This is a genomic window from Vogesella perlucida, assembly GCF_979366545.1.
The window spans coordinates 188,196-201,277 of sequence record NZ_CEETRO010000001.1; the positions used below are offsets into that span (position 1 = coordinate 188,196).

The window sequence follows — 13,082 nt, forward strand, 5'->3', positions numbered from 1 at the left end:
CCATGAGCCCCCAAGCTACCGTTTTGCTGGTGGACGATGAAATCCGCTCGCTGGAAGCGCTGCAACGCACGCTGGAAGACGACTTCACCCTGTTTACCGCCAGCAGCGCCGACGAGGCGCTGGCTATCCTGGAAAGCGAGTTCATCCAGGTCATCGTCACCGACCAGCGCATGCCGGACATGACCGGCGTAGCGCTACTGCGCCGCGTGCGCGAACGCCACCCGCAAGTGGTACGCATCATTCTGTCCGGCTACACCGACAACGCCGACATCATCGCTGCCGTCAACGAAGCCGGCATCTACCAGTACCTGCTCAAACCCTGGCACCCGGAAAGCCTGCTGCTCACCGTACAGGGCGCTGCCGAGCTGTTCCGCCTGCAGCAGGACAACGCGCTGCTGCACGTGGAGCTGAAAACCTCGGCGCCGTGGCTGCAAAGCCGGGTAGACAGCAAACGCCGCGAGCTCAAAGCCCGCCACGCCATGGCCAATATCACGCGCGCACCGGACAGCCCGCTGGGCCAGGTGTGCGCGCTGCTGGAGCGCGTGGCCGGCTTTGACATTGCCGTGCTGATCGAGGGCGAATCCGGCGTGGGCAAGGAGCTGCTGGCGCGCGCGCTGCATTACGCCAGCCACCGCCGCGAGCGCCCCTTCGTGGTGGAAAACTGCGCCGCCATGCCGGAACAGCTACTGGAAAGCGAGCTGTTCGGCCACAAGCGCGGGGCATTTACCGGCGCCTACCAGGACCACGTCGGCCTGTTTCAGCAAGCCGACGGCGGCACCATTTTTCTGGATGAAATCGGCGAAACCTCGCCCGCCTTCCAGGCCAAGCTGCTGCGCGTGCTGCAAGAGGGCGAAATCCGCCCGGTGGGCAGCCCGCGCCCGCTGAAAGTAGACGTGCGCGTGGTGTCAGCCACCAACCGCAAGCTGGCCGAGCTGGTGCGCGAGGGGCGCTTTCGCGAAGACCTGTACTACCGGCTGTCGGCCTTTGCCGTGACCGTGCCGCCGCTGCGCGAACGGCCGGCGGATATCCCGCTGATTGCCGAAAAGCTGCTGGACGAAGCCCGCCAGCACTACCAGCGCCCCGGCCTCACCCTGCTACCGGCCACGCTGGACGCGCTGCGGCTGTACCGCTGGCCCGGCAATGTGCGCCAGCTACGCAACGAGCTGAACCGCATGCTGGTGCTAGCCGATGGCGACGCGCTGGGCGCCGAGCTGCTCTCGCCCGAAGTGCTGCAAGCTGCCGCCGAGGAACAGGAAGCCGAGCTGGCGTTTCTGGCCGGCATCGAGGGCGACCTCAAAACCCGGCTGGAGGCGCTGGAACAACGCATCCTGAAAGAAACGCTTACCCGCCAGCGCTGGAACAAAACCCGCGCCGCCGAAGAACTGGGCCTGTCGCGGGTTGGCCTGCGCAGCAAGCTCACGCGCTACGGGCTGGAATGACATGACAAGCAAAACCCTGGTGTGGCTGCAAAGCGGCGGCTGCGGTGGCTGTACGCTGTCGGCGCTGTGTGCGGAAAGCCCCGACTTTTTTACCGCGCTGGCCGATAGCGGCATCCGCCTGGCCTATCACCCGTCGCTCACCGAGGCCAGCGGCGACGAGGTGGCCCCGCTGCTGGCAGGGTTGGCCGCAGACGGCATCGACATCCTGTGCCTGGAAGGCTCGGTGATGCTGGGTGCCGACGGGCGCTTCCACATCAGCGGTGCCGCACACCAACCGTACTACCAGCAGATCGCCGCGCTGGCCGCCCGCGCGCGCTACGTGGTGGCGGTGGGCACCTGCGCGGCCTACGGCGGCATTACCGCCGCGGGCGACAACCTGACCGGTGCCACCGGCTTGGCGTGGCAGGGCAGCCAGCCCGGCGGCCTGCTGGGCGACGGTTTTACCGGCAGCAGCGGCCTGCCGGTGGTCAACATCAGCGGCTGCCCCACCCACCCTGGCTGGGTGCTGGAAACGCTGGCGCTGCTGGCGGCCGACGCGCTGGCCGCCAGTGACCTGGATCCGCTGGGCCGCCCGCGTTTTTACGCCGACAAGCTGGTGCACCACGGCTGCGACAAAAACGAGTTTTACGAATTCAAGGCCAGCGCCGAAGCGCCCGGCCAGCAGGGCTGCCTGATGGAGTTTGTCGGCTGCAAAGGCACGCAGGCCCACGCCGACTGCAATATCCGCACCTGGAACGGCGAAGGCTCCTGCCTGACCGGTGGCTACCCGTGCATCAACTGCACCGCGCCCGACTTTGCCGACCCCGGCCACGCGTTTTTCGAGACGCCCAAGATTGCCGGCTTCCCGGTGGGCCTGCCGACCGATATGCCCAAGGCCTGGTTTGTGGCGCTGTCCACGCTGTCCAAGTCGGCGACGCCCACGCGGGTGAAAGTTAACGCCACACAGGACCGCATCACCATGCCGCCCTCGCTCCCCAAAAAGAACACCCCATGACACGACGCATACTGGGCCCGCTGGGCCGTGTGGAAGGCGACCTCACCCTGACGCTGGATCTGCAAGATGGCAAGGTAGCCGCCGCCGAGGCCACCAGCGGGCTGTTTCGCGGCTTCGAGCGCATTCTGGTAGGCCGCCAGGCGATGGACGCGCTGGCCATTGTGCCGCGCATCTGTGGCATCTGTTCGGTATCGCAGTCGGTGGCCGCTGCGCGGGCGCTGGCACAGCTGTACAACGTGACCCCGCCGGCCAACGGCGAACGCGTGACCAACCTGATCCACGCCGTGGAAAACGTGGCCGACCACCTGTCGCACTTCTACCTGTTCTTCATGCCGGATTTTGCCCGCGACGCCTACGCCGGGCACGGCTGGCACGCCGATATCCGCGCCCGCTTCAAAGCGGTAGAAGGCAGCGCCCACGCCCCCATGTTGGCCGCACGCGCCACGCTGATGCGCTTCATGGGCACGCTGGCCGGGCACTGGCCGCACACCATGGTGATCCAGCCTGGTGGCGTCAGCCGCACCGTTAGCGCTGCCGAGCGCGTACGGCTGGGGCAGTGGCTGGCAACCTTCCGCCGCTTTCTGGAACAACACACCTACGGCGTGCCCTTGCAAGAGGTGGCCGCCTGGGACAGCCCCGCTGCGCTGGCCGACTACGCCGCGCGGCAGCCGCAAGCCGACCTGGCGCGTTTTCTGCAGCTGGCCGACAGCCTGAACCTGGCCGCACTGGGCCGCTGCGACGCGCCGCTGATTGCCGGCCCGGCCTACCTGGAAGGCGAAGGCAGCAGCGCCTGGTCGCCCGCCGGAGTGTGGCAGCAGGGCAAAGCCGACGTGCTGGATACCGCGCAGATTCGCGAGCACAGCCGCCACGCCTGGCTGGTGGACTACGGCCCCACCCACCCGTTTGACGACGACACCCTGCCGGTACCGGACAAAACCGACGCCTACAGCTGGAGCAAGGCACCACGGCTGGGCGGGCAGCCGGCGCAAACCGGCGCCATCGCCCGCGCCCTGCTGCGCCGCGACCGCCTGACCACCACGCTGGTGCAGGCGCAAGGCAGCACCGTGTACACCCGCGTACTGGCACGGGTGCGCGAAATGGCGCTGCTGGTGCTGCAAATGCAGGGCTGGCTAGCCGCCATCGAGCTGGCCGCGCCGTTCCAGACCGCCCTGCCCGCCCACCCGCTGTACGCCCGTGGCGAAGGCCTGACCGAAGCCGCACGCGGCATGCTGGGCCACTGGGTGACGCTGGACGGCAGCCGCATCCAGCGTTACCAGATCATCGCGCCCACCACCTGGAACTTCTCGCCGCGCGACAGCCACGGCCAGCCCGGCCCACTGGAAGCCGCCCTGCTGGGTACCGTGGCCGACGACGCGCAGGCGCTGGCGGTGCAGCACATTGTGCGCAGCTTCGACCCGTGCCAGGTGTGCACGGTGCAGTAGAACAGGTTGTACCCCATGAGCGAATACAGACACTTTAGCCATGTGCCCCATCCCGTTGGCGCGAGCCGGGCAAAACGGTTTGAGACGCCGATTTGTTTGAGCCCCGCGCCGTTAGCAAGGGGCGAGTTCGGCGGCGCCTGGGGCGGGCCGTTAGGCGCGGGGTTTCGAGCAGCCCCGGGTCGCCTTTTCTTTGGTTACTTTCTTTTGGCGACGCAAAAGAAAGTAACCCGTCCGCCGGGCGGAACCGGCTATGTTCATCACCATCCGCAGCGCGGATTCACTATCGTCCGTCAATCATCCGGCCCTATTCACACGGCTCACAGAAAAAGCTGATAAACAGAGAAACGAGCAAAGCCATGCCCGACAAACTCAGCAGCAGCGCCGAAGCCACCCGTCTGGGCGGCGAGCTGGCCGAAGAAGCCTGGATCGACGTGATACGCCGCATGGACCAGGTGTACACCGAGCTGGTGCAATCGCAGGAAACACTGGAAGCCAAGCACCGCGAGCTGGCCGACGCGCACCGCTTTACCGAAGGCGTGCTGGAAGCCATGACCGACGTGATGGTGGTGTGCGACACCTTGGGCCAGGTGCGCCAGGTAAACCGTGCCATGGTGTCGCTGACCGGGCTGAGCGAAAGCCTGCTCACCGCCTGCAAGCTCACCGACCTGGTGCCGGGCGAGGCAGAGCGCGAGCTGCTGCTGCAAAGGTTGGCCGCAGGCAATGCCGAGGGCTGCGATATCGAAATCGCCCTGATCGCCCATAACGGCGAGGCCATACCGGTAACCTGGAACGTCAGCGCACTGTACGACGGCGAACGCCGCTACAGCGGCTTTGTGGCGGTGGGCCGCCCGGTGGGCGAACTGAAAAAAGCCTATGCCGAGCTGAAACAGGCGCACGAGGCGCTCAAAGCCGCGCAGGCGCAGCTGGTGCAAGCCGAGAAAATGGCGTCGCTGGGGCGGCTGGTGGCCGGTGTGGCGCACGAGCTGAACAACCCTATCAGCTTTATCGTGGGCAATACCCACGCCATGCAGCGCTACGCCGGCAAGCTGCAACAGTATCTGGCCGCCGTGCATGCGGCCAACCCTGACGCCAGCGCGCTGCGCCAGCAGCTAAAGATAGACCGCCTGCTGGCCGACCTGCCGTCGCTGCTGGACGGGCTGATGGAAGGCGCCCAACGCAGCAGCGCCATTGTGGACGCGCTCAAGCGCTTTTCCGCCATCGAAACCGACACCCGCCAGCGCGTGAACCTGGCCGAGGCAATACAGCGTGCGCTGCACTGGGTGGGCCAGGCCGCGCCGCACCGCGTCAACGTGCAGTGCCACGGGCTGGAAAGCGCGCTGTGGGTGACCGGCTCGGCCAACCAGCTGCAGCAGGTGCTGGTAAACCTGATCCAGAACGCCTACGACGCGGTGGAGACACAAGCAGCCCCCGCCCTCACACTCACCCTGGCCAGCGCCGAGGGCCGGGCGTGCCTGAGCGTGGCCGACAACGGCCCCGGCATTGCTGCGGCCAACCTGGCGCGCATCTTCGACCCGTTCTTTACCACCAAGCCGGTGGGCAAAGGCACCGGCCTGGGCTTGTCGATCAGCTACGGTATTGTGGAACAGCACGGTGGCACGCTGGCAGCGGCCAACCTGGCAGACGGCGGCGCCTGCTTTACGCTGACCCTGCCCACCGCAGCAAGCGGCACGCCATAAAGCAAAACCCCCTGCGCTGCATGGCGGCAGCCAGGGGGTTTTGCCCGTGCTGGCGGTTTATTCGCCAGCCGGTTTTTTCTTGCTGCGCGTGCGTTTGGCCGGTGCTGCCTTCTCTGCCACCTCGGTGGCAGGCGCAACATCGGCGGGGGCGGGCTGCTCGGGCTGCCGCTCGGGGTGCTGCTCGGCTTCGCTGGGCAGCATCAGCTCGGGGTATTCGCCAAACAGGCGCTCTATCAGCTTGCTGCGTGCGTCGATATGATGACCCAGGCGCCAGTCTTGCAGCAGCTGGATGGCAATCTCGAAAAACGGGTAGTCAATCTCGTACAGGCGGTGCAGCTCGTACGGCTGCTGTAGCTGCAGCGCCAGCGCCAGGTGTTTCAGTGTTTCCAGCTGCTGCGGGTCGGCCCCGGCGTCCATCAGCTTCTTGATACGTTTGGCAGCGTTCATACTGACTCCTTTGAGGTGACAAGACAAACCGTGTCAGGCTAACACACTGACAAACCAGCATTTAAGACCTGCATCAAGCCCTGCATCAAAAAGAAAGCCCGCCGCAGCGGGCCAACCATCCGAAACGGGACAGAAACAAAAGAAGGAGAGACGCGGCAAACCATGCAAAACCCGCGCAGGGCCCAATCTAAGGCAGCAACATGACAGCAGCGTGACAGATATTATTGCCACCATACAGTTGGCCGCGCCGCGCACAGGCAAGCTGCTTGCCAGCCCGGCCACGGCAGTGCAAAGCCGCTTGCCAGCCGCTGTAACGCCAGCCGTTACAGCGCAGCACCTTCCCTTTGAAAAACAGCCACTTGCCCCGCCAGCACAGCGCTTGCCGTAGCTGGCATGCTTCCTGCACTGCCGCCTGCATGCCCGGGCCAAAACGGGCAAGACACGCATCCACCTGGAGACACCGATGACCCCGACCCGCAGCTTGCTGGCTGGCGCACTGAGCCTGGCCACCCTGCCCGCGCTGGCCCACACCGGCCATAACGATACATTTAACCTGCTATCCGGCATGGCACACCCGGTAGGCGGGCTGGACCACCTGCTGGCCATGGTGGCCGTGGGCCTGTGGGCCGCCGCGCACCAGGGCAAGGTACGCCTGGCCGCGCCAGCCACCTTTGTGCTGGCCATGCTGGGCGGCTGCCTGCTGGGCGCTGCCGGTATGGCACTGCCTGCCGTAGAGCCCGGCATTGCCCTGTCGGTACTGGTACTGGGCCTGATGGTAGCCGCCGGCAGCCGCGTACCGGCCAGCATCGGCCTGCCGCTGATTGCCGCATTTGCTCTGGTACACGGCCATGCGCACGGTGCCGAAGCCCCCGCAGGCAGCCTGGCTGGCTATATGGCCGGCTTTGTCCTGGCAACCGCCGCCCTGCACGCCGCCGGCCTGGTAGCGGGCCACACCCTGCTGGCGCGCGCCAGCCTGTGGGCCCGTGCCACCGGTGCTGCCATTGCCGCCAGCGGTGCCTGGCTACTGGCAGGCAGCCTGTAATACCCCGCGCGCAGCCCTTGCCTGGCGAGGGCTGCACGAGTGGTATTGCCGCTCACACTCCTCCATCCAAACCTGGTTGTTATGCATGACAACAGCCGGGCAGGCCGCCCCCCGCGCCTGCCCGGTATTTTTTTGCCTGCACGGCAGACAGGCGGCCGCACAGTAGACAACCAGTTGGCCGCCCCCACTGCAAAGCGGCTTACCACCCCGCTGCAGGGTGCCGCACAAAATCCATTAAAAACAGCACCTTGCACACCAATTCAAGCTGGCACGCTTCTTGTAACAGGCTGCCACCCATGTTGTAACCACCCCCCTACAAAACAGAATAAGGCAGAGACCACGATGGAGACTTTCTACCAGGCCATGCGGCGCCAGGGTGTTACCCGCCGCAGCTTTCTGAAGTTCTGCAGCCTCACCGCTACCTCGATGGGTTTGGGCTCGGCGTTTGTGCCGCGCATCGCCCAGGCCCTGGAAACCAAACCGCGCACGCCGGTGATCTGGCTGCACGGGCTGGAATGCACCTGCTGTACCGAATCGTTTATCCGCTCGGCGCACCCGCTGGCTAAAGACGCCATCCTGTCGCTGATCTCGCTGGACTACGACGACACCATCATGGCTGCCGCCGGCCACCAGGCTGAAGCCATCCTGGAAGAGATCATGGAAAAGCACAAAGGCGAGTACATCGTGGCCATCGAGGGCAACCCGCCGCTAAACGAAGACGGCATGTTCTGCTTCCCTGGCGGCGAGCCCTTCGTGGAAAAACTCAAGCGTGTCTCGGCCGACGCCAAAGCGCTGATCGCCTGGGGTTCCTGTGCCAGCTGGGGCTGCGTGCAAGCGGCCAAACCCAACCCTACCCGCGCCACGCCGGTACACCAGGTAATTCTGGACAAGCCCATCATCAAGGTGCCGGGCTGCCCGCCCATCCCCGAAGTGATGGCCGCCGTGATTACCTATATGGTCACCTTCGACCGCATCCCCGAGCTGGACCGCCAGGGCCGCCCCAAGATGTTCTACGGCCAGCGTATTCACGATAAATGCTACCGCCGCCCGCACTTCGATGCCGGCCAGTTTGTGGAAACCTGGGACGACGAAGGCGCACGCAAGGGCTACTGCCTGTACAAGGTGGGCTGCAAAGGCCCCACTACCTACAACGCCTGCTCCACCGTGCGCTGGAACGGCGGCGTGAGCTGGCCGGTGCAAAGCGGCCACGGCTGCATAGGCTGCTCGGAAGACGGTTTCTGGGACAAAGGCTCGTTCTACGACCGTGTCACCAGCATTCCGCAGTTTGGCATCGAGGCCAACGCCGACCAGATCGGCATGACCGTGGCCGGCGGCGTAGGGGCGGCCATTGCCGCGCACGCTGCAGTCAGCGCCATCAAGAGCACGGTACTGAAAAAACAGGACCTGAAGCCGCTGGATGACAACCAGAACAAGAACAAGGAGAACGTGTAATGGCCTACCAGACCCAAGGCTTTACCCTGGATAACAGCGGCCGCCGCGTGGTAGTAGACCCGGTAACGCGCATCGAAGGCCACCTGCGCTGCGAAGTAAACCTCGACAGCAACAACGTGATTACCAATGCCGTGTCCACTGGCACCATGTGGCGCGGGCTGGAGGTGATCCTGAAAGGCCGCGACCCGCGCGATGCCTGGGCGTTTGTGGAGCGCATTTGCGGTGTATGCACCGGCACCCACGCGCTGACCTCGGTACGCGCCGTGGAAGACGCGCTCAAGATCAATATCCCCGAAAACGCCAACCTGATCCGCAACATGATGCAGGCGGCGCTGTACGTGCACGACCACCTGGTGCACTACTACCACCTGCACGCGCTGGACTGGGTAGACGTAGTGTCGGCGCTGAAGGCCGACCCCAAGCGCACCAGCGAGCTGGCACAAAGCATTTCCAGCTGGCCACTGTCCAGCCCCGGCTACTTCCGTGACCTGCAGTCGCGGCTGAAGCGCTTTGTGGAAAGCGGCCAGCTGGGCCCGTTCCGCAACGGCTACTGGGGCCACCCGGCCATGAAGCTGCCGCCGGAAGCCAACCTGATGGCGGTAGCCCACTACCTGGAAGCGCTGGATTTCCAGAAAGAAATCGTCAAGATCCACACCATCTTCGGCGGCAAAAACCCGCACCCGAACTGGCTGGTAGGCGGCATGCCGTGCGCCATCAACGTGGATGACACCGGCGCGGTGGGCGCCATCAATATGGAGCGGCTGAACCTGGTGAAACAGGTGATCGACCGCACTATCGAGTTCTGCGAGCAGGTTTACGTGCCGGATGTGATCGCCATTGCCGGCTTCTACCCCGAGTGGTTCAAGATCGGCGGCGGCCTGGCCGGCCAGAGCCTGCTGTCCTACGGCGACTTCCCGGCCCGTGCCAACGATTACAGTGCGGCCAACCTGCTGCTGCCGCGTGGCGCCATCATCAACGGCAAGTTCAGCGAGATCCACCCGGTAGACCTGTACGCACCGGACGAGATCCAGGAGTTCGTTACCCACAGCTGGTACAGCTACGGCGACGACAAAAAAGGCCTGCACCCGTTCGACGGCATTACCGAGCCCAAATTCGAGCTGGGGCCTAACCACAAAGGCACCAAGACGCGCATCGAGTCGCTGGACGAGTCGGCCAAATACTCGTGGATCAAGTCGCCACGCTGGAAAGGCCACGCCATGGAGGTAGGCCCGCTGGCGCGCTACCTGATTGGCTATCACCAGAACAAAGCCGAGTTCAAAGAGCCGGTAGACGCCCTGCTCAAGCACTTCAATGCGCCGCTGGAAGCCATGTTCTCCACCAACGGCCGCACCGCCGCGCGCGCGCTGGAGTCGGTATGGGCCGCCCGCCAGATGGCCAGCTTCTACGACCAGCTGATCGCCAATATCAAGAACGGCGACACCGCCACGGCCAACGTCGAAAAATGGGACCCGTCCACCTGGCCGGCGTCGGTAAAAGGCGTGGGCTTTACCGAGGCACCGCGTGGCGCGCTGGGCCACTGGCTGAAAATCGAGAACACCAAGATCGACAGCTACCAGTGCGTGGTTCCCACCACCTGGAACGCCGGCCCGCGCGACGACAAGGGCCAGATCGGCGCCTACGAAGCCTCGCTGATGGGCACCAAGATGGCGGTGCCGGACCAGCCGCTGGAGATACTGCGCACCCTGCACAGCTTCGACCCGTGCCTGGCCTGCTCCACCCACGTGATCGGCGACGATGGCGGCGAGCTGGTGAAGGTACAGGTGCGCTAATGGCTAAGGTTGGCCGCATGCGGCCAACCCTGTGGCCCCAGACCCGGCTGCCGCCACCGCACACCCCGGCGGCGGCCGGATCGCCGGAATGGCCCGCGGCGGGGGCTGCACTCCCCTGCCGCGGCGCTGCCGGTTTATCAGAGCCGCGTCACAGTCCGCGCCGCTGTCGTGGCTGGCTGTGACCCAAGACTCAGGAGCAAGCGATGAAAAGCTATGATTTTGACGGCAACGCCCCGCAGGGGCTGGGCCGCAAGGTAACGTCGGTTTACGTATACGAGGCACCGGTACGGCTGTGGCACTGGGTCACCGTGCTGTGCATCATCACCCTGTCGCTGACCGGCTATTTTATTGGCAAACCGCTGCCCAGCGTGCCGGGCGAGGCCACCTTCCAGTACGTGATGGGCTATATCCGCTTTGCCCACTTTGCTGCCGGCTACGTGCTGGCGGCCGGGCTGGTGGGGCGGATTTACTGGGCTATCGTGGGCAACCATCACGCCCGCGAGATCATTCTGGTGCCGGTGTGGGATAAAGCCTGGTGGCAGGAGTTTTTCTTTGAAATCCGCTGGTACCTGTTTATCGAGCGCTACCCCAAGAAATACATCGGCCACAACCCGGTAGGCCAGATCGCCATGGCCAGCTTTATCTGGGCCACGCTGTTCATGTGCGCCACCGGCTTTGCGCTGTACGGCGAAGGCACTGGTGAGGGCAGCTGGGCGCACAGCGCTTTTAACTGGGTGATTGTGGCGTTTGGCAATAGCCTGGACGTGCACAGCTGGCACCGCCTGGGCATGTGGGCGATTTTGCTGTTCGTGATGATCCACGTGTACGCCGCCATCCGCGAGGACATCATGTCCAAGCAGAGCATGGTCTCCACCATGATCAGCGGCTTTCGCATGTTCAAGGATTAAGGCCTGTCGGTAGGCTTTTTGTGTTACGCCGGCACGCTACGCAGTGCCGGCAAACGATAGTTGTAGAGTGTGTGGGTAAGTTTGGGCCGGGGGCGACCCCGGCCATTTTTTCAGAGGTTGGCCGCATGGCACGCAATATCCTGACCACCCGTACCCCTATCGCCCCCGGGCGCTTTCTGTACAGCCGCTTTCTGCGCCCGGCCGGCCTCACGCAAACGCACGCGGCCAACCAGCTGGGGCTGTCGCGCCGCCGCCTGAATGAAATCATCCAGGGCCACCGCAGCATTACCCCCGACACCGCGCTGCGGCTGTCGCTGCTGTTTGGCCTGCCACCGCGCTTCTGGCTGGACCTGCAGGGCGACTGGGACCTGGCGCAAGCACGGCGCAAGCTGCAGCAAGCCGCCTGAGCGCTCAGCCGGGTGGCACGCCCGGCCAGCGCAGCGCCACCCACTGTGCGGTACTGAGCTGGCAAAACGGGTAAAGAATGCTTTCCTCTTTTTCACAATGCTGCTGTAGCTGGCGTTGCAGTACCCCGGCCAGGGGGTTGCTCAGCGCCAGATCGTGCTGCTGTACAGCCTGGAATAACGCTTCCATCAGCTCGCGCAGCTGCTCGTGCTCGTAGCGCATCACCTCGGTAGGGCCGAGCTGCAGGCCGCTTAGCTGTTCGTACAGCGGGTACAGTACCTGCTCTTCGTCGGCAAAGTGGCTGTCCAGCTCGGCACAAAAATCATGGCAGGCGCGCTGCGCCTGTACCCAGTGTTGCTGCGCGATATGGCGCTGCAGCGCCTGGAGCAGCTGCTGGCAATGGCGGTGTATGTGTATCAGATAGTCTGCTGGTTTCATCGGGTATCCAGTGTCCTGGTAGCCCTGGCAGCACCGTGCTGTACGGGCTGATTCCAGTATTGCACCGCCCGCCCCCCCGTAACTGACGCGGATCAAGTACCGCCCCGACTACCCGCACAGCATGAAAAAACAGGCCAGCGCGGGCGCCAGGGCAGACTGTGGTATCATGCCGGCTCCGGTTTTAATCCGTTTCCCGCCTGCTTTACCCGATGTTCTCATCGCCCAAGCATCGCCTCTGCCCTTTGGTCGCGACGTCTGTTCGACGCACATAGAGTCCAGCTCGTACCGCACCAAAGGTTTGCCATGCCAGGCTATGCAGTGAAAATCCAGCACGTTCACGTGGCTGGGGCGCCCGATCTCGTCATCCGATCCCTGCTGGATAACCAGCAATACGCCGACCCGTTAGGCGAAGCCGCCGCACTGGGCATTTCCGAAGCCAGCTGGCCGCTATTTGGCCTGGTATGGCCATCGGCACAAAAGCTGGCCGACCTGATGCAGGGCTGGGAGCTGGGGACACAACGCATTCTGGAAATAGGCTGCGGCCTGGGGCTGGCCAGCCTGGTGATACAGCGCCGCGAAGGCAATATCACCGCCAGCGACTGCCACCCGCTGACCGCCGGCTTTCTGGCGGCTAACGTAGCACTGAACGCGCTGCCACCGCTGCCCTACCTGACCGGCAACTGGGGGCACACCAACCCCGGGCTGGGCGAGTTCGACCTGATCATCGGCAGCGATGTGCTGTACGAGCGCGACCAGCCACTAACGCTGGCCGCGTTTATTGCCCTGCATGCCGCACCAGCCGCACAAGTCATCATCATCGACCCCAACCGCGGCAACCGCAGCCTGTTTCATCGCCAGATGGCTTTGCTGGGCTTTACGCTGAACGAAAGCATGATCGAGGCCCCGCTGTGGGACGGCACGCCCTACCGTGGCCGCCTGCTGCACTACCAGCGTAGCCTGCCACCCGCCAGCCTGTGCTAGCCTTGCCAGACATGAAAAAAGCCCACCGCAAAAGGTGGGCTTTTTCT

Annotated in this window: 12 protein-coding genes; 10 read left to right on the forward strand and 2 right to left on the reverse strand. The window is 64.5% G+C overall.

The genetic code is table 11. The features are described 5' to 3' along the window. Positions 1–2: 2 nt before the first annotated feature. From ACZ9XP_RS00985 to ACZ9XP_RS01000, 4 genes are all read left to right on the forward strand, one after another. Positions 3–1,439 carry a sigma-54-dependent transcriptional regulator gene (locus tag ACZ9XP_RS00985; RefSeq protein WP_147683741.1) on the forward strand — a complete coding sequence of 479 codons (1,437 nt, stop codon included), beginning with the start codon at positions 3–5 and terminating at the stop codon, positions 1,437–1,439. A gap of 1 nt (position 1,440) precedes the next feature. After that, complete coding sequence (locus tag ACZ9XP_RS00990; protein ID WP_147683743.1) at positions 1,441–2,433, forward strand: NADH-quinone oxidoreductase subunit B family protein; 993 nt, start codon at positions 1,441–1,443, stop codon at positions 2,431–2,433. Further along, the gene (locus tag ACZ9XP_RS00995; RefSeq protein WP_147683745.1) at positions 2,430–3,875 is read left to right on the forward strand and encodes a nickel-dependent hydrogenase large subunit; all 1,446 of its coding nucleotides are present in this window, start codon (positions 2,430–2,432) and stop codon (positions 3,873–3,875) included. The genes ACZ9XP_RS00990 and ACZ9XP_RS00995 overlap by 4 nt, the downstream gene beginning before the upstream one ends. A 356-nt stretch (positions 3,876–4,231) precedes the next feature. Then, a complete protein-coding gene (locus ACZ9XP_RS01000) occupies positions 4,232–5,572 on the forward strand; it encodes an ATP-binding protein (RefSeq protein ID WP_147683748.1) in 1,341 nt (446 codons plus the stop codon). 57 nt (positions 5,573–5,629) lie between these two features. Here the strand turns inward: ACZ9XP_RS01000 and ACZ9XP_RS01005 are convergent, their stop codons facing one another. Beyond that, on the reverse strand, positions 5,630–6,019 hold the full coding sequence (locus ACZ9XP_RS01005) for a ribonuclease E domain-containing protein (RefSeq protein WP_147683750.1): 390 nt from the start codon (positions 6,017–6,019) through the stop codon (positions 5,630–5,632). Positions 6,020–6,482: 463 nt separating this feature from the next. Between ACZ9XP_RS01005 and ACZ9XP_RS01010 the strand changes: the two genes are divergently transcribed. The 5 genes from ACZ9XP_RS01010 (at position 6,483) to ACZ9XP_RS01030 (ending at position 11,618) form a co-directional block, all read left to right on the forward strand. Continuing rightward, on the forward strand, positions 6,483–7,061 hold the full coding sequence (locus ACZ9XP_RS01010; RefSeq protein ID WP_147683752.1) for a HupE/UreJ family protein: 579 nt from the start codon (positions 6,483–6,485) through the stop codon (positions 7,059–7,061). 342 nt (positions 7,062–7,403) lie between these two features. Continuing rightward, positions 7,404–8,513, forward strand: a complete 1,110-nt coding sequence (locus tag ACZ9XP_RS01015; protein WP_147683755.1) for a hydrogenase small subunit — start codon at positions 7,404–7,406, stop codon at positions 8,511–8,513. Further along, positions 8,513–10,303 (forward strand): nickel-dependent hydrogenase large subunit, encoded by a 1,791-nt coding sequence (locus ACZ9XP_RS01020; RefSeq protein WP_147683757.1) that lies wholly within the window; start codon positions 8,513–8,515, stop codon positions 10,301–10,303. The genes ACZ9XP_RS01015 and ACZ9XP_RS01020 overlap by 1 nt, the downstream gene beginning before the upstream one ends. Positions 10,304–10,506: 203 nt before the next feature. Further along, a complete protein-coding gene (gene cybH, locus ACZ9XP_RS01025) occupies positions 10,507–11,211 on the forward strand; it encodes a Ni/Fe-hydrogenase, b-type cytochrome subunit (RefSeq protein ID WP_147683759.1) in 705 nt (234 codons plus the stop codon). 125 nt (positions 11,212–11,336) lie between these two features. Beyond that, on the forward strand, positions 11,337–11,618 hold the full coding sequence (locus tag ACZ9XP_RS01030; RefSeq protein ID WP_147683761.1) for a HigA family addiction module antitoxin: 282 nt from the start codon (positions 11,337–11,339) through the stop codon (positions 11,616–11,618). A gap of 4 nt (positions 11,619–11,622) precedes the next feature. Here ACZ9XP_RS01030 and ACZ9XP_RS01035 read toward each other — a convergent pair whose 3' ends face one another. Continuing rightward, positions 11,623–12,054 (reverse strand): hemerythrin domain-containing protein, encoded by a 432-nt coding sequence (locus ACZ9XP_RS01035; RefSeq protein WP_147683763.1) that lies wholly within the window; start codon positions 12,052–12,054, stop codon positions 11,623–11,625. Between the two features lie 318 nt (positions 12,055–12,372). Here ACZ9XP_RS01035 and ACZ9XP_RS01040 point away from each other — a divergent pair, with 318 nt between their 5' ends. Beyond that, positions 12,373–13,035: a class I SAM-dependent methyltransferase gene (locus ACZ9XP_RS01040; protein WP_147683765.1), complete on the forward strand. Its 663-nt coding sequence runs from the start codon at positions 12,373–12,375 to the stop codon at positions 13,033–13,035. Positions 13,036–13,082 lie beyond the last annotated feature (47 nt).

Bases quoted from the DNA above. Each gene is read 5' to 3' on its own strand.
- ACZ9XP_RS01030 (WP_147683761.1), top strand. From the start codon at position 11,337: ATGGCACGCAATATCCTGACCACCCGTACCCCTATCGCCCCCGGGCGC.
- ACZ9XP_RS00995 (WP_147683745.1), top strand. From the start codon at position 2,430: ATGACACGACGCATACTGGGCCCGCTGGGCCGTGTGGAAGGCGACCTC.
- ACZ9XP_RS01020 (WP_147683757.1), top strand. From the start codon at position 8,513: ATGGCCTACCAGACCCAAGGCTTTACCCTGGATAACAGCGGCCGCCGC.
- cybH (WP_147683759.1), top strand. From the start codon at position 10,507: ATGAAAAGCTATGATTTTGACGGCAACGCCCCGCAGGGGCTGGGCCGC.
- ACZ9XP_RS01010 (WP_147683752.1), top strand. From the start codon at position 6,483: ATGACCCCGACCCGCAGCTTGCTGGCTGGCGCACTGAGCCTGGCCACC.
- ACZ9XP_RS01005 (WP_147683750.1), bottom strand. From the start codon at position 6,019: ATGAACGCTGCCAAACGTATCAAGAAGCTGATGGACGCCGGGGCCGAC.
- ACZ9XP_RS00990 (WP_147683743.1), top strand. From the start codon at position 1,441: ATGACAAGCAAAACCCTGGTGTGGCTGCAAAGCGGCGGCTGCGGTGGC.
- ACZ9XP_RS00985 (WP_147683741.1), top strand. From the start codon at position 3: ATGAGCCCCCAAGCTACCGTTTTGCTGGTGGACGATGAAATCCGCTCG.
- ACZ9XP_RS01015 (WP_147683755.1), top strand. From the start codon at position 7,404: ATGGAGACTTTCTACCAGGCCATGCGGCGCCAGGGTGTTACCCGCCGC.
- ACZ9XP_RS01035 (WP_147683763.1), bottom strand. From the start codon at position 12,054: ATGAAACCAGCAGACTATCTGATACACATACACCGCCATTGCCAGCAG.
- ACZ9XP_RS01000 (WP_147683748.1), top strand. From the start codon at position 4,232: ATGCCCGACAAACTCAGCAGCAGCGCCGAAGCCACCCGTCTGGGCGGC.